Origin of the sequence: Pseudomonas sp. PDM31 (assembly GCF_019218965.1) — a bacterium.
Taxonomy (GTDB): domain Bacteria; phylum Pseudomonadota; class Gammaproteobacteria; order Pseudomonadales; family Pseudomonadaceae; genus Aquipseudomonas.
In genome coordinates, this window is the sequence record NZ_JAHUWS010000007.1 from 186,229 (window position 1) to 208,003 (window position 21,775).

Sequence of the window (21,775 nt, forward strand, 5' to 3'; positions counted from 1 at the left end):
GCGAAAAAAAGTAGTCATTTGGAGAAAATCTCCAGCAATCGTGGCGCTATCTTGTCCAGTGGGCGAATTTCCACGGCAGCGTCGATGGCCGCGGCCGCTTTCGGCATGCCGTAGACCGCGCTGCTGTTCTGGTCCTGTGCGATGGTCAGGTAACCCTGCTGGCGCATGAGTTTAAGCCCCTGGGCGCCATCACGCCCCATGCCGGTGAGCAATACGCCTACGGCATCGCCCGCCCAGTGATGGGCCACGCTCTCGAAGAACACGTCGATAGAGGGTCGGTAGATTTCGTTGACCGGTTCGGCGGTGTAGGCCAGCGTGCCGTTTTTCAACAGACGGATATGATGATTGGTGCCGGCCAGCAAGACCGTGCCGCTTTGCGGCGGCTCACCTTCGCGGGCCAGCCGCACGTCGAGGCCGCTGGCACTGCCGAGCCATTCGGCCATGCCGGCGGCGAACACCTGGTCAACGTGCTGTACCAGCACGATGGCCGCTGAGAAGTTGCGCGGCAGCCCCTTGAGCAGGACCTCTAGCGCAGCGGGTCCGCCGGCGGATGAACCGATGGCAATCAGCCTTTGTCGCGAACCCTGATTGCGTGACGGGCCGGGGGCGGAACGTTCGCCACTGACCTTTTCGCCGATCAGCCAGCCGATGTTGATGATTTTGCGCAGTAATGGCGCGGCCGCTTCCTGGGCATTACCGGCACCGAGGGTCGGAGTGTCGACGACGTCCAGTGCCCCGTGGCCCATGGCTTCGAACACCCGGTGGACATTCTGCTGGCGATCGACGGTAACAATGACGATGGCGCAAGGGGTCTCATTCATGATCCGCCGGGTAGCCTCGACGCCATCCATCACAGGCATGATCAGGTCCATCAGGATCAGGTCCGGCGTATCCTGCGCGCACAGGTGCACTGCCTCGGCCCCGTCGCCGGCGACCCAGACCACCTGGTGAGCCGGCTCGAACGCCAGAGCGCGGCGCAGGGCTTCCACTGCCATTGGCATGTCGTTGACGATTGCGATCCTCATGCCCGCGCTCCTCCAATGAGCTCGACCACTGCATCGAGCAGGGCGTCGTCATGAAAACTGGCCTTGGCCAAATAGTAGTCGGCGCCGGCATCCAGCCCCCGACGGCGATCTTCTTCGCGATCCTTGTAGGACACCACCATCACCGGCAGCGATTGCAGGCGATTGTCCCGACGCAGCAGCGTGACCAGTTCGATGCCATCCATGCGCGGCATATCAATGTCGGTGATCAGCAGATCGAAATCCTCCGAACGCAGGGCGTTCCAGCCGTCCATGCCATCCACCGCGACCGCTACGTCATAGCCGCGATTGAGTAGCAATTTACGCTGCAACTCTCGCACGGTCAGGGAGTCGTCGACCACCAGAATCCGCTTGCGCGCGGCTTCGACGACCTTGCTGCTGTGCCGGGCGATGCGTTCCAGACGCCCGGTATTGAGCAGTTTATCCACGGAGCGCAGCATGTCTTCGACGTCGACGATCAGCACCACTGAACCGTCGTCGAGCAAGGCCCCGGCAGAAATGTCCTGCACCTTGCCCAGACGCTCATCCAGCGGCAGCACCACCAATGTCCGTTCGCCGATAAAGCGCTCCACCGCCACGCCGTAGATCGCATCGCGTTCGCGGATTACCACGACTTTCAATGTTTGCGGGCTGTTCTGGCTCGCCGGGCGCTGCAATAGCTGAGTCGCCGCCACCAGCCCCACGTGTCGGCCCTCGTGCCAGAAGTGCTGGCGACCTTCGACCTGGACGATATCCGCCGGCTCCAGATCGCACATGCGTTCAATGTGAGCCAAAGGGAAGGCGTAGGCTTCGTCGCCGACCTCTACCACCAGGCTGCGCACCACTGACAGGGTCAGCGGCACTTCCAGATGGAAGCGGCTGCCCTCGCCCGCCGTCTGCTCCAGTACCACGGCGCCGCGCAATTGCCGGACCATGTGCTGCACCGCATCAAGCCCGACGCCGCGTCCAGAGACTTCGGTGACCGTGTCGCGCAGGCTGAAACCCGGCAGAAACAGGAACGTCAGCAGCTCTTCCTCGCTCAACTGCGCGGCGGTTTGCGCTGGCGACAACTGCCGTTCGATGATGCTGCGGCGGACCTTTTCCAGGTCCACGCCATTACCGTCATCACTCAACTCCAGCACCAACAGCCCGGCCTGATGGGAGACGCGCAGGCGGATCAGGCCTTCAGCCGGCTTGCCTGCCAGCAGGCGCTGCTCAGGGCTTTCAATGCCATGATCGACCGCGTTGCGCAGCAAATGGGTCAGCGGAGCTTCGAGCTTTTCCAGCACGTCGCGATCGACCTGGGTCTTCTCACCCTCGATCTCCAGGCGCACCTGTTTACCCAAGTCGCGGCCCAGATCGCGGACCATGCGCACTTGTCCGCTCAGCACATCAGCAAACGGCCGCATCCGACAGGCCAATGCCGTGTCGTACAGCACCTGCGCCCGCTGGCCGGCCTGCCAGGCGAACTCATCGAGTTCGGTGTTCTTTTCCACCAGCAATTGCTGGGATTGCGCCAGAAGTCGCCGGGAATCCTCGAGGGCTTCCCGGGCTTCCAGGCTCAAGGCCTGGTCCTTGAGATGCGTATTGAGGTTCTCCAGCGCGCGCTGGCTGTTGTTCTGCAGGCGTTTGAGACGCTGCATGGCGGCCAGATGCGGTTTGAGCCGCAGGGTTTCGACCAGGGATTTACTCGACAGATCGAGCAGGCTGTTCAGGCGCTCGGCGGTAACGCGCAGCACACGTTCGCCGTTTTCCGTCGCGGGTTTTCTTTTGCGCAGTGTCTTGGCCGCAGGCGGCTCAATGTCCTCTGCCACTGGCTCGATCCCGGGCACTGGCGCTTCGAGCTGCAGTTCGGCCATCACCGGTGCTGCCGCCGTGGCGTTCGGGTCGAGCAATTGCGCCATCCGTGCCACATAGGCTTCGATCTCGGCCCCTTGCGGATTGTTGTTCGGTGTGGCGATGCGCATCAGCAGATCGGTGCCTTGCAGCAACGCATCGATATGCTCCGGGCACAGCAGCAGACGCCCTTCCTGGGCACTGACCAGACAATCTTCCATCACGTGGGCAACGCTGACCCCGGCATCGATACCCACGATCCGCGCCGCGCCCTTGAGCGAGTGTGCCGCGCGCATGCACGACTCGAGCTGATCGGCCTGGGTCGGGTTGCGTTCAAGCGCCAACAGACCGGCACTCAACACCTGGGTCTGGGCCTCGGCTTCCAGGCTGAACAGCTCCTGCAAAGAGGCGTCGCGCATTTGCTCAGGGGTCATGTGAGGCTCCGTGTCACGGCTGTCAGCAGCTGCTCTTCATCCAGCCAGCGCAGGCTGCGGCCTTTGAATTGCAACACGCCCCGGGTGTATATGGCGCTGGCCTGGGCACCGGAGCGCGAGGCCGCATCGAGGATGCGCTCATCGATGGCGTGAATCCCGTCGACCTCATCCACCGGCACCACCACCGGCCCGCCGTGAGCCGCGATGATCAGCATGCGCGGCATGACCCGGATGCCAGGCGCGACGTTGCCGCTGCCATCGAGCCCGAGCAGTTCCACCAGCGACAGGCACGCCACCAACGCGCCGCGCACATTGGCAACACCGAGCAGGGCCCGGGAGCGCTGGTGCGGCAAAGAGTGAATCGCCTGCATCGGCGCCACTTCGACCAGACTGCGGGTAGCCAGGCCCAACCATTCTTCGCCCAGGCGAAACATCAACAGCGAGCGGGTTTTCACCTCGCTCTCGAGCGCAATGGACACTTGCTCGCGATCTTCCTGCTGCAACGCATAACGATCGAGCAAACGCGTGGCGGCGGCCGAATACACCGCGCAATTACGGCAGTGAATGTGCTCACCCAGCAACGGGCAGGATTTGTCACCGTGAATCCCGATGCGGTTCCAGCAATCGTCGATGGCCTGGGCGTCCCGGCTGACGCGAAAGGTATCGGAGGCGGTCATCGTTTACGCTCACTGTCGGCGGCGCGGCCGCTGCGGGCGGCACGCTCCTGTAATCGTCTGGCACCCGCGGTGTCGCCCTGGGCTTGCAGCAATGCCGCCAGGTGCATCAACGCCTCGGGATGTTGCGGTTCGAGGTACAACGCCTTGCGATAAAAACCCTGGGCCTCCAGGGCATTGCCGGCCACGTCGCTGAGCAACCCCAGCCAGCAAAAAACCTGGGCTACCGGCTCGTGGCTGCGCAGATAACTTTCACAGGCGACCCTTGCTTGTGCAGTTTTGCCTTCGTTGGCCAGGGCGGCGATGTTTGCCAGCAACCCGGCCGTGTCGGAATCCGGCTTCTTTGCCGCAGCAGGCATCGGCGCCACGCTGGCAAACGGACGGCTGCGCAGTGACGTTGGCGGGGCGCTGCGCAGTTGTTTCTGCACCGGTAAAGGCGCAGGTACGAAGAGGGGGAACGGCTCAGGCACCGGGGCGTTCTGGTGACTGAAAGCAAAGGATTGTGCAATGCCAATCGAGCGCATGCCCAAGCGCCCCAGCGGAGCACCCTCGGCCGGACCGATGAATAGCACGCCATCCACGTGGGTCAGGCGCTTGAGCACTTCAAACACCTGCTTCTGCGTTGCCTGGTCAAAATAGATCAGCAGATTACGGCAGAACACAAAGTCATACGGCGGCTCACCGGCCAGCAGCGCCGGATCAAGCAGATTGCCGACCTGCAGGCGCACCTGCTCGAGCACTCTCTGGTCAAGGCGAAAACTATCGCCTGCGGCGCTGAAATGGCGTTCTCGAAAGCCCATGTCGTGGCCACGAAAGGAGTTTTTGCCATACAGCGCACGCCTGGCTTTTTCCACAGACAGGGGGCTGACGTCCATGCCGTCGACCTTGAACTGATGCGGCTTGAGCCCGGCATCGAGCAACGCCATGGCTATCGAGTACGGTTCTTCTCCGGTGGAGCACGGCAGGCTGAGGATCCTCAGCGCACGCAGGTTATTGATCTCGGTCAGGCGTTTGCTGGCCAGCCTGGCCAGGGTGACGAAGGACTCCGGGTAACGGAAGAACCAGGTTTCCGGGACGATCACCGCTTCGATCAGTGCCTGCTGTTCGTTCTCTGAGCCTTGCAGCAGTTGCCAGTAATGATCGGCTGTCAGCGCATGCGACGCGGCACTGCGCTGGCGCACGGCACGCTCGATGATCGCCGGCCCTACCGAGGTCACGTCAAGGCCGATGCGCGCCTTGAGGAAATCGAAAAAGCGCTGGTCGCTGTTCATGAGTGCGCCTCAAGCGACGCCAGGTCCAGCGGTGGCGAAGGGAACAACAGTGCGCGAACCTCATCGTTCAGCAGATCCCTGACCCGCACCCATTGCAGCAAACCCTGCTCGTCCTTGCGCACCGGTCCCAGGTACGGCGCCTGGCGATTGTCCAGTCCATAGGGTTGAAAATCCGCCGGATCGCAACGCAGGGTGTCGGTGGCCTGCTCCAGAATCAACCCGAGCAGTTTCGTTTCCGCGCTTTCATCGCGACGGTAGTTGACCAGCACCAGCCGCGTACTGGTACGGGCCTGGGCGGGCGAACCAAAGGCCAGTGCGCAGAGGTCAATCACCGGTACCACCACACCACGACAGGCGAACACGCCGGCGACCCATTCGGGGGTACCGGGGATCGGCTTCAACGCATGGCACGGCAGCACTTGCGCCACCTCTATCGCTTGTAATGCATAGCGCTCGCTGCCGACGCGAAACACCAGAAACAACGCGTGCGCCGCCTGTTTCACGGCAGCGCGTTTGGCGGTGATTTCGCTCATCAGACTTTGAATCGCGAAACGCCACTACGCAGCCCTACGGCCACCTGGCTCAGCTCGTCGATGGCGAAGCTGGCCTGGCGCAGGGATTCGACGGTCTGACTGCTGGCGTCACCCAGTTGCACCAGCGCGTGGTTGATCTGCTCGGCACCGGTGGCTTGGGCCTGCATGCCTTCGTTGACCATCAACACCCGTGGCGCCAGTGCCTGAACCTGATGGATGATCTGCGACAGCTGCTCGCCGACTTGCTGCACCTCGGACATGCCCCGGCGCACTTCCTCGGAGAACTTGTCCATGCCCATGACCCCGGCGGACACCGCCGACTGGATCTCACGGACCATTTGCTCGATGTCATAGGTGGCCACGGCAGTCTGGTCCGCCAGACGTCGCACTTCGGTGGCGACCACGGCGAACCCGCGACCGTACTCCCCGGCTTTCTCCGCTTCGATGGCGGCGTTGAGCGACAGCAGGTTGGTCTGGTCGGCGACCTTGACGATGGTCACCACCACCTGGTTGATGTTGCCGGCCTTCTCGTTGAGGATCGCCAGCTTGGCGTTGACCAGATCGGCCGCGCCCATTACCGAGTGCATGGTTTCTTCCATCCGCGCCAGGCCCTGTTGCCCGGAGCCGGCGGCCACCGAGGCCTGGTCGGCGGCGGTGGAGACTTCTGTCATGGTGCGCACCAGGTCACGGGAAGTGGCGGCGATTTCCCGCGACGTCGCGCCGATTTCCGTGGTGGTGGCAGCGGTTTCGGTGGCGGTGGCTTGCTGTTGCTTGGACGTGGCGGCGATCTCGGTGACCGAGGTAGTGACCTGCACCGACGAGCGCTGGGCCTGGGACACCAGGGACGTCAGCTCGGTCATCATGTCGTTGAAGCCGGTTTCCACCGCACCGAATTCGTCCTTGCGCTCCAGATTCAGGCGACTGCTGAGATCACCGGTGCGCATGATTCCGAGAATTTCCACGATGCGATTCATCGGCGCCATGATGGCGCGCATCAACAACAGGCCGCAGAGGCCGGCCGCCAATACGGCGATCACCAAGGAAATGCCCATGATGACTTTCGCGGTGAGGACAGCGTCGTCGATGGCTGCTACTTCCGCATCTGCCACTGCCTTGTTGTGGCGCAGGATATCAGTGAGTTTCAGACGACCCGCCGTCCAGGTCGGGGTCAGCTCTTCATTGAATGTCTTGATCGCTTCGGCGTTCTGATTGCGTTTGTACAACTCGATCACGGCCAACAGAATCCGCTGGTAATCCGCCGCCAGCTTTTCGAACGCGGCGTACTCGACTTTGTCTTCTTCGGTCGTGACTGTTGCGCGATAGAGCTCCATCTGCTCTTGCAGGCGCGCGGAGTAGCCCTTGAAGTCCGAGACATCCTCAGCGCTGAAGCCGTTCCCTTGCTCCAGGCCAAGCATGCCCAGCATTCGTAGATAACTGTCGGACCAGGCACTGCGCACCATCGAACTGTGATACAGCCCGGGAAGTGCATCCTCGCGAACACTGGCTTCGCTGGATTCGATCGTCAACAGCCGTGAATACGAGACGACCACCATCAACAGCATAATGGCGATAATTACCGCAAAACTCGCCAAAATGCGTTGGCGCAACGTCCAGTTCTTCACAGTCGATCCTCGGGCCTGATGCCAAATGGGCGGAGTATAGCCGAGGGCGGTGTTACACCTATAAGACGGTCGCTTACACTATTTTACCCTCCTGGCAGAAACAGGCTATCAATTGGCCATTAAGACACTGAGCGCAACTGCAATTGTCATCGTGAACAGGCCCGATCCCACAATAACCTTATGCGAGCACAACATTTGTGCTCGCCGATGGTCCTTGTGGCAGCGAACCTGCCCGCGGTCAGGCGGCCTCGGCGCCTACAGCGAAGCCTGGCGCACCTGTCTCTCCAGCTCGGCCTTCAACCCTGGCTCCAGCTTGAGTTGCCGCGCCAGTTCATCGAGGTAGGACTTCTCCATGAAGTTCTCCTCGTCGACCATCATCACACTGGCGATGTACATTTCAGCGGCGATTTCCGGGGTACTGGCGGCGCGGGCGACAACGCTTGGGTCCAGGGGCATGTTCAGTTCGGCGTGCAGCCAGTGCTGCAACTCCTGATCGTTGTCCAGTTTGGTGAACGCACCTTCAATCAGTGCACGTTCGCGCTCATCGACGTGACCGTCAGCCTTGGCCGCGGCCACCATGGCCTTGAGGATTGCCTGGCTGTGCTGCTCGACCTGCACGGCGGGCACGCGGTCGACGGTTTGCGGCTCACGCGCTGATCCAGCACCCGACTGGGCCTGCCAGTTGCCATAAGCCTTGTAGGCCAGTACGCCTAACGCGGCGAGGCCACCGTAAACCGCGACCTTGCCCCCGACTTTGCGGGCCTTCTTGTTACCGAGCAGCAAGCCCATTGCCCCGGCGGCCAATGCGCTACCCCCGGCACCGGAGAGCAGACTGCCGAGACCGCCGCTTGCACTCTTGCCCTGCGCGCCACCGGCCTTGTTCTGCAGTAGGTCCTGACCGGACTTGAATAATTGATCGAGCAATCCGCGGGTGTTCATTTTTCCGCCTCCATAAAAGTGATTAACCGGAAAATAAGGCCACCAGCCTAGATTGAAAGTGCCCACGACTCGCCCGCAAGAGTGCTTCGAGATGTTGCCTGCGTCCTTGCACTTGCCGCTTCAAGCTCGCAGCTTTCGGCTGCACTCAGAAAAATCGATATAGACTGCAACAAATTGATAAAAACAGCCCACCGGGACCTTTCCCATGATGACCCTGCGTCAGATCCGTCATTTCATCGCCGTAGCCGAGACCGGCTCCATCTCGGCCGCCGCGCAAACCGCATTCATTTCCCAGTCGACCCTGACCCTGGCCATCCAGCAATTGGAAGAAGAAATCGGTGTCAGCCTGTTCAGTCGCCATGCCAAGGGCATGACCCTTACCCACCAGGGCCATCAGTTCCTGCGTCAGGCGCACCTTATCCTGGCCACCGTGGACAACGCCAAGCGCAGTCTGCAACAGAGCACCGACCAGGTCGCCGGGCAGTTGATCATCGGCGTAACCAGCCTGGTCGCCGGCTATTACCTGGCGGATTTGCTCACGCGCTTCCAGCGCGCCTACCCCAACGTTGAAATCCGCGTGATGGAGGATGAACGCCCTTATATCGAGCACTTGCTGGTCAGCGGCGAGATTGATGTCGGCGTGCTGATCCTTTCCAACCTCGAAGACCGCCACGCCTTGCAGACCGAAGTTCTGACCCATTCACCCCATCGACTGTGGCTACCGGCCCAGCATCCACTGCTGGAACACGACAGCATCAACCTCGCCGACGTGGCCCGCGAGCCGCTGATTCAGTTGAACGTCGACGAGATGGACCGCAATGCCCAGCGCATGTGGTCCGCCGCCTCATTGCAGCCGCGCATCACCCTGAGGACCGCCTCAACCGAAGCCGTGCGAAGCCTGGTGGCTGCGGGATTGGGCGTGTCGATCCAGCCCGACATGACTTATCGCCCCTGGTCCCTTGAGGGCGACATCATCGAAGCGCGCACCATCGCCGACCTGAGCCAGACCCTCGACGTCGGCCTGGCCTGGCGTCGCGGCACCGCACGCCCGGCGCTGGTGGACCCGTTCCTCACCGTCGCCCGTGAACAGCCTCATGGCGGGCGCAAGCCATCTATTTAATCGAACGCTACCTTCAGTATTTAGAATTTGTCGACCTCGGGTCCGCGCACTAGTCTTGTCGTATCTATATAAGACGGCCAGGCCCCAGTCACAGGGAGCAGCATGGCTATACAAGAAAAGAGAACCCGAAAGATGGCTGGCGCACAGACCCCGTTGTTCACCGCTCTGTTGATCGATGGTGAATTAGTTGCCGGCCAGGGCCGCGCCGAGCCGATTCTCAATCCGGCCACCGGCGAAGTCATCACACAGATCGCCGAAGCCAGCACCGAGCAAGTCGAAGCGGCCATACTCGCCGCCCACCGCGCCTTCGCCGGTTGGTCACGGACCACGCCGCAGCAGCGCTCGAACCTGTTGCTGGACATCGCCAACACCATCGAAAAGAACGCCGACCTGCTTGCCCGCCTCGAATCCATGAACTGCGGCAAGCCGCTGCACCTGGCCCGCCAGGATGACCTCAGCGCCACGGTCGACGTGTTCCGCTTCTTCGCCGGCGCCGTGCGTTGCCAGACCGGCCAGCTCAGCGGTGAATACGCACCGGGCTACACCAGCATGGTGCGCCGCGACCCTATCGGCGTCGTCGCCTCGATAGCGCCGTGGAACTACCCGATCATGATGGCCGCGTGGAAGATCGCGCCGGCCCTCGCCGCCGGCAATACCCTGGTGTTCAAACCCTCGGAACACACACCGCTGTCGATCCTGGCCCTGGCCCCGGCACTGGCCGAGATCCTGCCGCCGGGCGTGATCAACATTATCTGCGGCGGCGGTGAAGGCGTCGGCAGTCACCTGGTGAGCCATCCTAAAGTGCGCATGGTGTCGCTGACCGGCGATATCGTCACCGGACAAAAAATCCTCCAGGCTGCGTCGAAAACACTTAAACGCACCCACCTGGAACTTGGCGGCAAGGCCCCGGTGATCGTCTGCAACGATGCCGACCTCCAGGCCGTGGTCGAAGGCGTGCGCACCTATGGCTATTACAACGCCGGTCAGGATTGCACCGCCGCTTGCCGGATTTATGCTCAGGCCGGCATTCATGACCGCCTGGTGGCCGAACTCGGCGCGGCGGTGAGCAGCCTGCGCTTCGCCGGCAAACGCGACGCCGACAATGAAATCGGCCCGCTGATCAGCACCCGTCAGCGCGACCGCGTGGCCAGTTTCGTCGAGCGCGCCCTCGGCCAGCCGCACATCGAGCGGGTAACCGGCGCGGCAGTGCATTCAGGAGCCGGTTTCTACTATCAGCCGACCCTGCTGGCCGGCTGCAAGCAAAACGATGAAATCGTCCAGCGCGAAGTCTTCGGTCCAGTGGTCACGGTGACCCGTTTCGATGAACTCTCACAAGTCGTGGACTGGGCCAACGACTCGGAGTACGGCCTGGCTTCCTCGGTCTGGACCCAGAACCTCGACAAGGCCATGCAGGTCGCGGCACGCCTGCAATATGGCTGCACCTGGATCAACAGCCATTTCATGCTGGTCAGCGAAATGCCCCACGGCGGCCTGAAGCGTTCGGGCTACGGCAAGGACCTGTCCAGCGATTCCCTTCAGGATTACAGCGTGGTGCGGCACATCATGGCGCGCCATGGCCAGCATCTCTGACTACGCTAATAACAAGCCGCTGACGGCATGCTTCACCACGTTCAAAACACTGCCCCGACCATAATTAAAAAAGAGGGAAATTCCATGTTCGTGCACAAGACCGCACTGCTCAGTGCAATCACCACCGCGCTGCTGGCCAGCGTCAGTGTCCAGGCCGCAGAGCCCCTCACGGCCGTCGGTGCCGGCGAGGGTCAACTGGATATTGTCGCCTGGCCGGGCTACATCGAACGTGGCGAGAGCGACAAGGCCTACGACTGGGTGACCGGATTCGAGAAAGAAACCGGCTGCAAGGTCAACGTCAAGACCGCTGCTACCTCCGATGAAATGGTCAGCCTGATGGCCAAGGGCGGATACGACCTGGTGACCGCGTCCGGCGACGCTTCCCTGCGCCTGATCGTCGGCAAGCGGGTACAGCCGATCAACACGGCGCTGATTTCGAACTGGAAGAATCTCGACCCGCGCCTCAAGGATGCGCCGTGGTACGTAGTCAATAAACAGACCTACGGCACCCCGTACCAGTGGGGCCCGAACGTGCTGATGTACAACACCAACGTGTTCAAGACCGCGCCCACCAGTTGGGGCGTGCTGTTCGACGCGCAGAACCTGCCGGACGGCAAACCGAACAAGGGTCGCGTACAGGCGTATGACGGTCCGATCTACATTGCCGACGCGGCGCTGTACCTGAAAACCGCCAAGCCGGAGCTGGGTATCCAGAGCCCGTACGAACTGACCGAAGCGCAGTACAAAGCCGTGCTCGACCTGCTGCGCGCCCAGCAGCCGTTGATCCACCGCTACTGGCATGACACCACGGTTCAAATGAGCGACTTCAAGAACGAGGGCGTAGTCGCCTCCGGCGCCTGGCCGTATCAGGTCAACGGTCTGATCAACGAGAAGCAGCCAATCGCTTCGACCATCCCGAAAGAAGGCGCCACCGGTTGGGCCGACACCACCATGTTGCACAGCGAGGCCAAGCACCCGAACTGTGCGTACAAGTGGATGGACTGGTCACTGCAACCGAAAGTCCAGGGCGATGTCGCGGCATGGTTCGGCTCGTTGCCAGCGGTGCCGGCGGCTTGCCAAGGCAGTGAGCTGCTCGGCGCCGAGGGCTGCAAGACCAACGGTTTCGACCAGTTCGACAAAATCGCTTTCTGGAAAACCCCGCAGGCTGAAGGCGGCAAGTTCGTGCCGTACAGCCGCTGGACCCAGGATTACATTGCGATCATGGGTGGGCGCTGACTCAAGTGCGATTCGGTCGAGCTCCCTTTGCCCCTCTCCCCCCTGAGGGAAAGGGCTGGGGTGAGGGGGTAACTTTTGACGTTGCTCTTCAATTATGGGCAATGACCGAAACCGCTGCCCTCACCCCCCGCCCTCTCCCGGAGGGAGAGGGAGCTAAAAGCAGATCGCATTTCACCTGCGAGATGTGTGAGCTAAAAGCGGATCGCATTTCATCTGCGAGATGTGCGAGCTAAAAGCAGATCGCATTTCACCTGCAGGATGTGTGAGCTAAAAGCAGATCGCATTTCACCTGCAGGATGTGTGAGCTAAAAGCGGATCGCATTTCATCTGCCAGATGTGTGAGCTAAAAGCGAATCGCATTTCATCTGCCAGGTGTGTGAGCTGAAAGCAGATCGCATTCACCGCTAGACGATTCAGTTTTTTCAGAAGTCCAGGCAGGGCCGTTGCGACGGCCCTCGCCTTTTTGGAGCACCGCACCATGACGCTTGCAGTCCAATTCACCAACGTTTCCCGTCTGTTCGGCGAAGTGAAGGCCGTAGACCGGGTTTCCATCGACATCCAGGACGGCGAGTTCTTCTCCATGCTGGGGCCTTCCGGCTCGGGCAAAACCACCTGTCTGCGCCTGATCGCCGGTTTCGAGCAACCGAGCGCCGGCTCCATCCGTATTCATGGCGAAGAAGCCGCCGGGCTGCCGCCGTATCAACGCGACGTGAACACCGTGTTTCAGGATTACGCGCTGTTCCCGCACATGAACGTTCGCGACAACGTCGCCTACGGCCTGAAAGTCAAAGGCGTGGGCAAGGTTGAACGCCTCAAGCGCGCCGAAGAAGCCCTCGACATGGTCGCCCTGGCTGGCTATGGCGAGCGCAAGCCGGTGCAACTGTCCGGTGGTCAGCGCCAGCGTGTGGCCCTGGCCCGCGCCCTGGTCAATCGTCCGCGCGTATTGCTGCTCGACGAGCCCCTCGGCGCTCTCGACCTGAAGCTGCGCGAGCAAATGCAGAGCGAGCTGAAAAAGCTGCAGCGCCAGCTCGGCATCACCTTCATTTTCGTTACCCATGACCAGACTGAAGCGCTGTCGATGTCCGATCGCGTTGCAGTATTCAACAAGGGCCGCATCGAACAAGTCGATACGCCGCGCAACCTGTACATGAAACCGGCCACCACCTTCGTCGCGGAATTCGTTGGCACTTCCAACGTGATCCGCGGCGAGCTGGCCAAACAGTTGAGTGGCAATCCGCAGCCGTTCTCGATTCGACCGGAACACGTGCGCTTCGCCGAAGGCCCGCTGGCGAGCCACGAGATTGAAGTCAGCGGTTTGCTGCACGATATCCAGTACCAAGGCAGTTCGACTCGCTATGAGCTGAAACTGGAAAACGGCCAGACCCTGAACATCAGCAAGGCCAACAACCAGTGGCTGGATACCAGCGCACAGCACCAGACCGGACAGCGCATCAGTGCACGTTGGGCGCGTGAAGCCATGATCCCGTTGCACGACACCGCAGCGGGCGGGGTGTGAGATGAACAGCGTGGCTCTCGCTCAATCTTCGGCCAGCGGCTCACCGCTGCGCAGGTTTTCCAACCTGTTGTATCGCCGACCGAATTTTTACCTGTCGCTACTGTTGGTACCGCCGCTGCTGTGGTTCGGTGCGATCTATCTCGGTTCGTTGCTGGTTCTGCTGTGGCAAGGCTTCTACACCTTCGATGACTTCACCATGGCGGTCACCCCCGACCTGACCCTGGCGAACTTTGCCGCACTGTTCCAGCCATCGAACTTCGACATCATCCTGCGCACCCTCGGCATGGCGATTGCCGTGTCGATCGCCAGCGCCATCGTCGCGTTCCCGATCGCCTATTACATGGCGCGCTACACCACCGGCAAGACCAAGGCGTTCTTCTACATCGCGGTGATGATGCCGATGTGGGCCAGCTACATCGTCAAGGCCTATGCCTGGACCTTGCTGCTGGCCAAGGGCGGCGTGGCCCAGTGGTTCGTGCAGCACTTGGGGCTGGAGCCGCTCCTGCAACTGGTGCTGGGCATTCCGGGCGTCGGTGGCAGCACCCTGTCGACCTCGCACCTGGGGCGCTTCATGGTGTTCGTCTACATCTGGCTGCCGTTCATGATCCTGCCGATCCAGGCCTCGCTGGAACGCCTGCCGCCGTCGTTGCTGCAAGCCTCCGCCGACCTTGGGGCCAAGCCGCGCCAGACCTTCATGCAGGTGATCCTGCCGCTGTCGATCCCGGGCATTGCCGCAGGCTCGATCTTCACCTTCTCTCTGACGCTCGGTGACTTCATCGTGCCGCAACTGGTGGGCCCACCCGGCTACTTCGTCGGCAGTATGGTCTACGCCCAGCAAGGCGCGATCGGCAACATGCCAATGGCCGCAGCGTTCACCCTGGTGCCGATCGTGCTGATCGCCATCTACCTCTCCATCGTCAAACGCCTGGGGGCCTTCGATGCACTCTGAGAAAGCTTCTATTGGCCTGAAAATCGCGGCGTGGGGCGGGCTGGTGTTCCTGCACTTCCCGATCCTGATCATCTTCCTGTACGCCTTCAACACCGAAGACGCGGCGTTCAGCTTTCCGCCCAAGGGCTTCACCCTGAAGTGGATCGGCGTGGCGTTCTCGCGGCCGGATGTGCTCGAAGCGATCAAGCTGTCGTTGCAGATCGCCTCGATTGCCACGCTGATCGCCATGGTCCTTGGCACATTGGCCTCGGCCGCGTTGTACCGCCGGGATTTCTTCGGCAAGCAAGGCATTTCGCTGATGCTGATCCTGCCGATCGCCCTGCCGGGGATCATCACCGGGATCGCGCTGCTGGCGACCTTCAAGACACTGGGGATCGAACCGGGGATGTTCACAATCATCGTCGGTCACGCGACCTTCTGTGTGGTGATCGTCTACAACAACGTCATCGCCCGTTTGCGCCGCACTTCGCACAGCCTGATCGAGGCCTCGATGGACCTCGGCGCCGACGGCTGGCAGACCTTCCGCTACATCATCCTGCCGAACCTCGGCTCGGCGTTGCTGGCTGGCGGCATGCTCGCTTTCGCGCTGTCGTTCGATGAAATCATCGTCACCACCTTCACCGCCGGCCATGAACGCACCCTGCCGCTGTGGCTGCTCAACCAGCTCAGCCGCCCACGGGACGTACCGGTGACCAACGTCGTGGCGATGCTGGTGATGATCGTGACCATGCTGCCAATTTTCGGTGCCTATTACCTGACCCGTGGCGGTGAAAGCGTGGCGGGCAGTGGTGGAAAGTAACTGACAACGATTACTCCCGAAAGGAACCGAACTCAATGTGGGAGCGGGCTTGCTCGCGAAGAGGCCTTCATATTCAACAGTGATGGTGCCTGACACACCGCTTTCGCGAGCAAGCCCGCTCCCACAGTTAGAGCCGGTTTCTACAGATAAAAATAAATAGTTTCGAAGAGGACAATGCCATGCAAACCCGACTCTTGATCAACGGCCAACTCCTTGATGGCGAAGGCCCCGCCCAACCGGTGTTCAACCCGGCGCTGGGCAGTGTGCTGGTGGAAATCAACGAAGCCAGCGAAGCCCAGGTCGATGCCGCCGTGCGCGCTGCCGACGCCGCGTTCGACAGCTGGTCGCAGACCCCGCCTAAAGAACGTTCGCTGCTGCTACTCAATCTCGCCGACGTCATCGAAGCCCACGGAGAAGAGCTGGCCAAACTGGAATCGGACAACTGCGGCAAGCCCTACAGCGCCGCGTTGAACGACGAGATCCCGGCGATTGCCGACGTGTTCCGCTTCTTCGCCGGCGCCAGCCGCTGCATGAGCGGTTCGGCCGGTGGCGAATACCTGCCTGGCCACACCTCGATGATCCGCCGCGATCCGGTGGGCGTGATCGCTTCCATCGCGCCGTGGAATTACCCGCTGATGATGGTTGCCTGGAAAATCGCCCCGGCCCTGGCCGCCGGTAATACCGTGGTCCTCAAGCCGTCGGAACAAACTCCGCTGACCGCCCTGCGTCTGGCCGAGCTGGCGTCGGAAATTTTCCCGGCCGGCGTGCTCAACCTGGTATTCGGTCGCGGTCCTACCGTCGGCAGCCCGCTGGTGACCCATCCGAAAGTGCGCATGGTGTCCCTGACCGGTTCCATCGCCACCGGTTCGAACATCATTTCCAGCACTGCCGACAGCGTCAAGCGCATGCACATGGAACTGGGCGGCAAGGCTCCGGTGATCATCTTCGACGACGCCGACATCGACGCGGCAGTGGAAGGCATCCGCACCTTCGGTTTTTACAACGCCGGCCAGGACTGCACCGCCGCCTGCCGCATCTATGCGCAGGAAGGCATCTACGACAAGTTCGTCGAGAAACTCGGTGCCGCCGTCAGCAGCATCAAGCACGGCTTGCAGGATGACCCATCGACCGAACTCGGCCCACTGATCAGCGCACAGCACCGCGACCGCGTGGCCGGCTTTGTCGAGCGCGCCGTGGCCCAGCCGCACATCCGCCTGATCACCGGTGGCAAGGCGGTGGACGGCAACGGGTTCTTCTTCGAGCCCACGGTGCTGGCCGACGCACAGCAAGACGATGAAATTGTTCGTCGTGAAGTGTTTGGGCCAGTGGTGTCCGTCACCCGATTCACCGATGAAGCGCAGGTGCTGGGCTGGGCCAATGATTCGGACTACGGGCTCGCCTCGTCGGTGTGGACCGCAGACGTCGGCCGCGCCCATCGCCTGTCCGCGCGCTTGCAGTACGGCTGCACCTGGGTGAATACGCACTTCATGCTGGTCAGTGAAATGCCCCATGGCGGTCAGAAACTGTCCGGGTACGGGAAGGACATGTCGATGTATGGGTTGGAGGACTACACCGTTGTGCGGCATGTGATGTTCAAGCACTAAAGGCATCGCCAGCAGGCTGGCTCCCACAGTTTGGAATGCGTTTCCCTATGGGAGCCAGCCTGCTGGCGATAGCGTCACCCCGGCTTCAAGGCAGAAGCCGGCACCAGGCGACACCTGGAAGACAAAACAATAACCACCGCCCCGGAACGCTTCCAAAACTTTGCCCTGGTTTCGGACATCCTGAACCTGCCAATTTTGCGCAGAGATCTCAATGAGTGCATTACCCTGCCCAGCGCATGGCCTTGGTAGGGAACAGCATCTGGCAACACATCACTCCCCCGCTTTCGCGCTCACCCCGCTAAAGTTTTCTACGCCTCTGCACACTTGAGTTGGTTGACGAAAAGCGCGGGAGACCCTAGTGTGTTTACGTAGTTTACAGCGTATACACCCTAGGAGAGCCATCATGGCTTCACCCGTTTTGTCCTTTCGCGTCGAAGAATTACTGGCTCAACAGCTCGATCAGCTGGCAGCCGCCACCGATCGCGACCGCCAATACCATCTCAAGCGTGCACTGGTTAGATATGTGGAAGCCGAGTCCTGGCATCTGCAAGCCATCAGCGACGGCATAACCGATGCCGATGCCGGGAAACTCACCGATCTGGACGCCGTGAAGGCTAAGTGGGCAAAACGTGCCGAGCGTAGTACTGACTGAAAAAGCTGAAAGCGACCTCGATAACATCCATGAGCATTACCTGGGAATCGCTGGCGCACAGGCTGCCTTGGAAATCATCGCGACGATCCTGCAATCCTTTGAACTGCTCGAGCATTTTCCCGGCTCGGGCCGGCCGTCTGTGGTGCCTGATGTACGAGAGTTAGTGCTTGGCCGATATCCCTTCATCGCCCCTTATCGATTTGTCGAAGGCCAGGTACAGGTGTTGCGAGTGCTGCATCAGCGCTCAGAACGCTCGCAGGATTGGTGAAAAAAGGGCATCCCGCCCAAGCCGGATGCCCCGCCTCTTTCAGAACCGCGAAACACTCCTCATCGCATCCACCAGATAGCGCATGGCAATCCGGTCGCTTTCCGATAATTCGCGATATCGCTCCACCAGTTTCATTTCCTCGCTGTTGAGTCTGCGTCTGCGTCGCCCGGTACCCAGGCACGGAAAGATTCCCAACATTTCGGTGATGCCTTGTACTTTCGACATGGACGATGTCCTTCTCTATACGTCAAAGAAAACTGCTAAAAACCGAATCGCCCTATCTTTTTCAACTGACTCCCTGTTTCAGCTGCCTCCATGTGCCCACTGAACCGCACCGGCCTGAAGGGCATAAACCGGTCATGAGCACAGAATAGGAATATTCCGCGCGCTGAAAAGCGGTTTTTAGAGTAATTAGTCGAAAAAAGCAGATATGCCCTGAAAATCAGAAAAGGCTGTGGGAAACATTTACCGACATGTCTTGTTTCATTGCCGGACTAGCGCCGTGCCATCAATCAATTTTGCTCTTCAAGCGAACGGTTTAAGCTATCCGGCATCTGTTTAAAGTCCGTTGCGTTTGGCCGAAGGCATGTCCGAACCGATATTTTTGATCCAGCACGTGCCAGGAACGGCGCGGGATTGTTAACGACAGGTTGTATTTATGCACCGCAGACATTTGCTCAAAGCCTCCATGGCCATCGCTGCCTACACCGGCTTGTCCGCCACCGGCCTGCTGGCCGCCAATGCCTGGGCGGGCAGCGGGAGCACCGCCGATGGCGAGGCCACGGCGTTCGATTTCGAAGCGCTGAAACGCCAGGCCAAACAGCTTGCCAGCAACCGCTACCAGGACACCAAGCAGGTGTTGCCGCCGACCTTGGCGACCATGACCCCGCAGAACTTCAACGCCATCCGCTATGACGCCAACCATTCACTGTGGAATGACCTGAACGGGCAGCTTGACGTGCAGTTCTTCCACGTCGGCATGGGGTTCAAGCAGCCGGTGCGCATGTACAGCGTCGACCCCAAGACCCGCCTGGCGCGCGAGGTGCATTTCCGTCCGTCGCTGTTCAACTATGAAAACACCACCGTTGACACTACCCAGCTCAAGGGCGATCTGGGCTTCTCCGGCTTCAAGCTGTTCAAGGCTCCGGAACTGGACAAGCACGACGTCGTGTCTTTCCTCGGCGCAAGCTACTTCCGTGCAGTAGACGCCACCGGCCAGTACGGCTTGTCGGCCCGCGGCCTGGCCATCGACACCTACGCCAGCAAGCGCGAAGAGTTTCCCGACTTCACCAAGTTCTGGTTCGAGACGCCAGACAAGGACAGCACCCGTTTCGTGGTCTATGCCCTGCTCGACTCGCCGAGCGCTACCGGCGCCTATCGCTTCGATATCGACTGCCAGGCCGAGCGCGTGGTGATGGAAGTCGACGCCCACGTCAACGCGCGTACTGCCATCGACCAGTTGGGCATTGCACCCATGACCAGCATGTTCAGTTGCGGCACCCATGAGCGCCGGATGTGCGACACCATTCACCCGCAGATCCACGACTCCGATCGACTGGCCATGTGGCGCGGCAACGGCGAGTGGATCTGCCGTCCGCTGAACAACCCGGCCACCCTGCAATTCAACGCATTCGCCGACAAGGACCCGAAAGGTTTCGGCCTGGTGCAGACCGATCACGAGTTCACCAGTTACCAGGACACCGTCGACTGGTACAGCCGCCGTCCGAGCCTGTGGGTCGAACCGACCACAGCCTGGGGTGAAGGCTCGATCGACTTGCTGGAGATCCCCACCACCGGCGAGACCATGGACAACATCGTGGCCTTCTGGACGCCGAAAAAACCAGTGGCCGCCGGCGACTCGCTGAACTACGGCTACAAGCTCTACTGGAGTGCCCTGCCCCCGGTCGGCACGCCACTTGCCCGGGTCCACGCGACCCGTTCAGGGATGGGCGGTTTCACTGAAGGCTGGGCACCGGGCGAGCATTACCCACCGGTCTGGGCCCGGCGTTTTGCCGTGGACTTCACCGGTGGCGGCCTGGATCGCTTGCCTGAAGGCACAGGCATCGAGCCCGTGGTCACCTGCTCGAACGGCGAGGTCAAGGATTTCAGCATTCTCAAGCTCGACGACATCAAGGGCTACCGCATCCTGTTCGACTGGTACCCGACCAATGACAGCGTCGCGCCGGTAGAACTGCGTCTGTTCATTCGCACTAACGATCGCACGCTCAGTGAAACCTGGTTGTACCAGTACTTCCCGCCTGCGCCGGACAAGCGCAAATACCCCTGACATGCCCACACTGTAGGAGCCGGCTTGCTGGCGATGACGATCTATCAGACAGGATTGATGTGACTGATGCTCCGCTATCGCCAGCAAGCCGGCTCCCACACCTGGAGATGCGCATTAGCCACCATTCGGTTTTCCGAACGCGACCTGTCGGTCGGTTCGGTTAACCGGATGTTTCCTTCACAACATCAACGCCACAAATATTTAATTTCCTTATAAATCAACGACTTGATCATTATTGACTGGTCTGGCACGAGTCATGCTCTACACTCTTCGACGAATGTCCTTTGCGCTCGCTCATCGTGGCGCTCAGGTGTTTTGCAGCACAAAAAGGGCCGATGAACTGGCTCCATAAAAAAAACAAAGTCGAGGAAAATTTGATGCGCATCGTTCCCCATATCCTGGGCGCAGCCATTGCTGCCGCTCTGATCAGCACGCCAGTTTTCGCAGCCGAACTGACCGGCACCCTGAAGAAGATCAAAGAATCCGGTGTCATTACCCTCGGACACCGTGACGCTTCCATTCCTTTCTCCTACATCGCTGATGCTTCCGGCAAGCCGGTCGGCTACTCCCACGACATTCAGCTCAAAGTCGTCGAAGCCCTGAAAAAAGACCTGGACCTGCCCAATCTCCAGGTCAAGTACAACCTGGTCACCTCGCAAACCCGTATCCCGCTGGTACAGAACGGCACCGTTGACCTTGAGTGCGGTTCCACCACCAACAACGTCGAGCGTCAGCAGCAAGTTGACTTCTCTGTCGGCATCTTCGAAATCGGTACCCGCCTGCTGTCCAAAAAGGACTCCAAGTACAAGGATTTCGAGGACCTCAAAGGCAAGAACGTCGTGACCACCGCCGGCACCACGTCCGAGCGCATCCTCAAGGCGATGAACGCCGACAAGCAGATGGGCATGAACGTGATCTCCGCCAAAGACCACGGCGAATCCTTCCAGATGCTGGAAACTGGCCGCGCAGTGGCCTTCATGATGGATGACGCCCTGCTGGCCGGTGAAGCCGCCAAGGCCAAGAAAGCCGATGACTGGGCCGTGACCGGTACTCCACAGTCCTACGAAATCTACGGCTGCATGGTGCGCAAAGGCGACGAGCCGTTCAAAAAGGCCGTGGATGACGCCATCAAGGCAACTTACGCATCGGGCGAGATCAACAAGATCTACGAAAAATGGTTCATGCAGCCGATTCCGCCAAAGGGCCTGAACCTGATGTTCCCGATGAGCGACGAGCTCAAGGCCCTGATCGCCAATCCGACCGACAAAGCGGCTGACGACAAGAAATCCTGATTTCTGACTAACCTTATCCCTGAGAGGGTCGTTGCCCTCTCAGGGATCGCACTCCCTGCTGGCATTTTTGGAAAAACTCGAACCGGTGGCTGTCGAGCCGAGCGCGTGTGCCTGACTCTCGAGGTCGGGCG

Annotated in this window: 19 protein-coding genes; 11 read left to right on the plus strand and 8 right to left on the minus strand. The window is 60.6% G+C overall.

Translation table 11 applies throughout. The annotated features are described in order from the left end of the window. Positions 1 to 14 precede the first annotated feature (14 nt). From KW839_RS15735 to KW839_RS15765, 7 genes are all read right to left on the minus strand, one after another. Entirely contained in the window at positions 15 to 1,025 is a 1,011-nt protein-coding gene (locus tag KW839_RS15735; protein ID WP_060541830.1) for a chemotaxis response regulator protein-glutamate methylesterase, read from the minus strand. Then, on the minus strand, positions 1,022 to 3,292 hold the full coding sequence (locus KW839_RS15740; RefSeq protein ID WP_218424799.1) for a hybrid sensor histidine kinase/response regulator: 2,271 nt from the start codon (positions 3,290 to 3,292) through the stop codon (positions 1,022 to 1,024). Before KW839_RS15740 ends, KW839_RS15735 begins: the two co-directional genes overlap by 4 nt. Then, positions 3,289 to 3,969, minus strand: a complete 681-nt coding sequence (locus KW839_RS15745) for a chemotaxis protein CheW (protein ID WP_060541832.1) — start codon at positions 3,967 to 3,969, stop codon at positions 3,289 to 3,291. Before KW839_RS15745 ends, KW839_RS15740 begins: the two co-directional genes overlap by 4 nt. After that, positions 3,966 to 5,237 carry a protein-glutamate O-methyltransferase CheR gene (locus KW839_RS15750; RefSeq protein ID WP_218424801.1) on the minus strand — a complete coding sequence of 424 codons (1,272 nt, stop codon included), beginning with the start codon at positions 5,235 to 5,237 and terminating at the stop codon, positions 3,966 to 3,968. Before KW839_RS15750 ends, KW839_RS15745 begins: the two co-directional genes overlap by 4 nt. Continuing rightward, a complete protein-coding gene (locus KW839_RS15755; protein ID WP_060541834.1) occupies positions 5,234 to 5,770 on the minus strand; it encodes a chemotaxis protein CheW in 537 nt (178 codons plus the stop codon). Before KW839_RS15755 ends, KW839_RS15750 begins: the two co-directional genes overlap by 4 nt. After that, positions 5,770 to 7,392: a methyl-accepting chemotaxis protein gene (locus tag KW839_RS15760; RefSeq protein WP_218424803.1), complete on the minus strand. Its 1,623-nt coding sequence runs from the start codon at positions 7,390 to 7,392 to the stop codon at positions 5,770 to 5,772. Before KW839_RS15760 ends, KW839_RS15755 begins: the two co-directional genes overlap by 1 nt. Before the next feature lie 255 nt (positions 7,393 to 7,647). Then, a complete protein-coding gene (locus KW839_RS15765; protein ID WP_060541836.1) occupies positions 7,648 to 8,331 on the minus strand; it encodes a tellurite resistance TerB family protein in 684 nt (227 codons plus the stop codon). A 205-nt stretch (positions 8,332 to 8,536) separates the two neighbouring features. On the opposite strand from KW839_RS15765, the gene KW839_RS15770 reads away from it, so the two are divergent. From KW839_RS15770 to KW839_RS15810, 9 genes are all read left to right on the plus strand, one after another. Then, the gene (locus KW839_RS15770) at positions 8,537 to 9,451 is read left to right on the plus strand and encodes a LysR family transcriptional regulator (protein ID WP_060541837.1); all 915 of its coding nucleotides are present in this window, start codon (positions 8,537 to 8,539) and stop codon (positions 9,449 to 9,451) included. A gap of 102 nt (positions 9,452 to 9,553) precedes the next feature. Then, complete coding sequence (locus KW839_RS15775) at positions 9,554 to 11,041, plus strand: gamma-aminobutyraldehyde dehydrogenase (RefSeq protein WP_218424805.1); 1,488 nt, start codon at positions 9,554 to 9,556, stop codon at positions 11,039 to 11,041. Between the two features lie 84 nt (positions 11,042 to 11,125). Beyond that, entirely contained in the window at positions 11,126 to 12,277 is a 1,152-nt protein-coding gene (ydcS, locus tag KW839_RS15780; RefSeq protein WP_218424807.1) for a putative ABC transporter substrate-binding protein YdcS, read from the plus strand. 478 nt (positions 12,278 to 12,755) lie between these two features. Then, positions 12,756 to 13,793, plus strand: coding sequence for an ABC transporter ATP-binding protein (locus KW839_RS15785; protein WP_218424809.1), 1,038 nt, complete (start codon positions 12,756 to 12,758; stop codon positions 13,791 to 13,793). A 1-nt stretch (position 13,794) separates the two neighbouring features. Further along, positions 13,795 to 14,742, plus strand: a complete 948-nt coding sequence (locus KW839_RS15790; RefSeq protein ID WP_218424812.1) for an ABC transporter permease — start codon at positions 13,795 to 13,797, stop codon at positions 14,740 to 14,742. Beyond that, the gene (locus KW839_RS15795) at positions 14,732 to 15,541 is read left to right on the plus strand and encodes an ABC transporter permease (protein WP_060541842.1); all 810 of its coding nucleotides are present in this window, start codon (positions 14,732 to 14,734) and stop codon (positions 15,539 to 15,541) included. The genes KW839_RS15790 and KW839_RS15795 overlap by 11 nt, the downstream gene beginning before the upstream one ends. A gap of 179 nt (positions 15,542 to 15,720) precedes the next feature. Next, entirely contained in the window at positions 15,721 to 17,145 is a 1,425-nt protein-coding gene (locus tag KW839_RS15800; protein WP_218424813.1) for a gamma-aminobutyraldehyde dehydrogenase, read from the plus strand. A gap of 403 nt (positions 17,146 to 17,548) precedes the next feature. Next, on the plus strand, positions 17,549 to 17,797 hold the full coding sequence (locus KW839_RS15805) for a CopG family ribbon-helix-helix protein (protein ID WP_218424820.1): 249 nt from the start codon (positions 17,549 to 17,551) through the stop codon (positions 17,795 to 17,797). Next, the gene (locus KW839_RS15810) at positions 17,775 to 18,065 is read left to right on the plus strand and encodes a type II toxin-antitoxin system RelE/ParE family toxin (RefSeq protein ID WP_060541845.1); all 291 of its coding nucleotides are present in this window, start codon (positions 17,775 to 17,777) and stop codon (positions 18,063 to 18,065) included. The genes KW839_RS15805 and KW839_RS15810 overlap by 23 nt, the downstream gene beginning before the upstream one ends. Before the next feature lie 39 nt (positions 18,066 to 18,104). Here KW839_RS15810 and KW839_RS15815 read toward each other — a convergent pair whose 3' ends face one another. After that, positions 18,105 to 18,290, minus strand: coding sequence for a hypothetical protein (locus KW839_RS15815; protein ID WP_060541846.1), 186 nt, complete (start codon positions 18,288 to 18,290; stop codon positions 18,105 to 18,107). A gap of 433 nt (positions 18,291 to 18,723) precedes the next feature. Between KW839_RS15815 and KW839_RS15820 the strand changes: the two genes are divergently transcribed. Both KW839_RS15820 and KW839_RS15825 read left to right on the plus strand, forming a co-directional pair. Next, a complete protein-coding gene (locus KW839_RS15820; protein WP_218424822.1) occupies positions 18,724 to 20,352 on the plus strand; it encodes a glucan biosynthesis protein D in 1,629 nt (542 codons plus the stop codon). A 377-nt stretch (positions 20,353 to 20,729) separates the two neighbouring features. Further along, positions 20,730 to 21,644, plus strand: coding sequence for a glutamate/aspartate ABC transporter substrate-binding protein (locus KW839_RS15825; RefSeq protein WP_060541857.1), 915 nt, complete (start codon positions 20,730 to 20,732; stop codon positions 21,642 to 21,644). The last annotated feature ends 131 nt before the right edge of the window (positions 21,645 to 21,775 follow it).

What these genes read in the sequence shown, in the direction of transcription:
- KW839_RS15815 (WP_060541846.1), bottom strand. Translation starts at nt 18,290, where the DNA reads ATGTCGAAAGTACAAGGCATCACCGAAATGTTGGGAATCTTTCCGTGC.
- KW839_RS15735 (WP_060541830.1), bottom strand. Translation starts at nt 1,025, where the DNA reads ATGAGGATCGCAATCGTCAACGACATGCCAATGGCAGTGGAAGCCCTG.
- KW839_RS15775 (WP_218424805.1), top strand. Translation starts at nt 9,554, where the DNA reads ATGGCTATACAAGAAAAGAGAACCCGAAAGATGGCTGGCGCACAGACC.
- KW839_RS15790 (WP_218424812.1), top strand. Translation starts at nt 13,795, where the DNA reads ATGAACAGCGTGGCTCTCGCTCAATCTTCGGCCAGCGGCTCACCGCTG.
- KW839_RS15745 (WP_060541832.1), bottom strand. Translation starts at nt 3,969, where the DNA reads ATGACCGCCTCCGATACCTTTCGCGTCAGCCGGGACGCCCAGGCCATC.
- KW839_RS15825 (WP_060541857.1), top strand. Translation starts at nt 20,730, where the DNA reads ATGCGCATCGTTCCCCATATCCTGGGCGCAGCCATTGCTGCCGCTCTG.
- KW839_RS15800 (WP_218424813.1), top strand. Translation starts at nt 15,721, where the DNA reads ATGCAAACCCGACTCTTGATCAACGGCCAACTCCTTGATGGCGAAGGC.
- KW839_RS15765 (WP_060541836.1), bottom strand. Translation starts at nt 8,331, where the DNA reads ATGAACACCCGCGGATTGCTCGATCAATTATTCAAGTCCGGTCAGGAC.
- KW839_RS15755 (WP_060541834.1), bottom strand. Translation starts at nt 5,770, where the DNA reads ATGAGCGAAATCACCGCCAAACGCGCTGCCGTGAAACAGGCGGCGCAC.
- ydcS (WP_218424807.1), top strand. Translation starts at nt 11,126, where the DNA reads ATGTTCGTGCACAAGACCGCACTGCTCAGTGCAATCACCACCGCGCTG.
- KW839_RS15805 (WP_218424820.1), top strand. Translation starts at nt 17,549, where the DNA reads ATGGCTTCACCCGTTTTGTCCTTTCGCGTCGAAGAATTACTGGCTCAA.
- KW839_RS15820 (WP_218424822.1), top strand. Translation starts at nt 18,724, where the DNA reads ATGCACCGCAGACATTTGCTCAAAGCCTCCATGGCCATCGCTGCCTAC.
- KW839_RS15785 (WP_218424809.1), top strand. Translation starts at nt 12,756, where the DNA reads ATGACGCTTGCAGTCCAATTCACCAACGTTTCCCGTCTGTTCGGCGAA.
- KW839_RS15795 (WP_060541842.1), top strand. Translation starts at nt 14,732, where the DNA reads ATGCACTCTGAGAAAGCTTCTATTGGCCTGAAAATCGCGGCGTGGGGC.
- KW839_RS15740 (WP_218424799.1), bottom strand. Translation starts at nt 3,292, where the DNA reads ATGACCCCTGAGCAAATGCGCGACGCCTCTTTGCAGGAGCTGTTCAGC.
- KW839_RS15750 (WP_218424801.1), bottom strand. Translation starts at nt 5,237, where the DNA reads ATGAACAGCGACCAGCGCTTTTTCGATTTCCTCAAGGCGCGCATCGGC.
- KW839_RS15770 (WP_060541837.1), top strand. Translation starts at nt 8,537, where the DNA reads ATGATGACCCTGCGTCAGATCCGTCATTTCATCGCCGTAGCCGAGACC.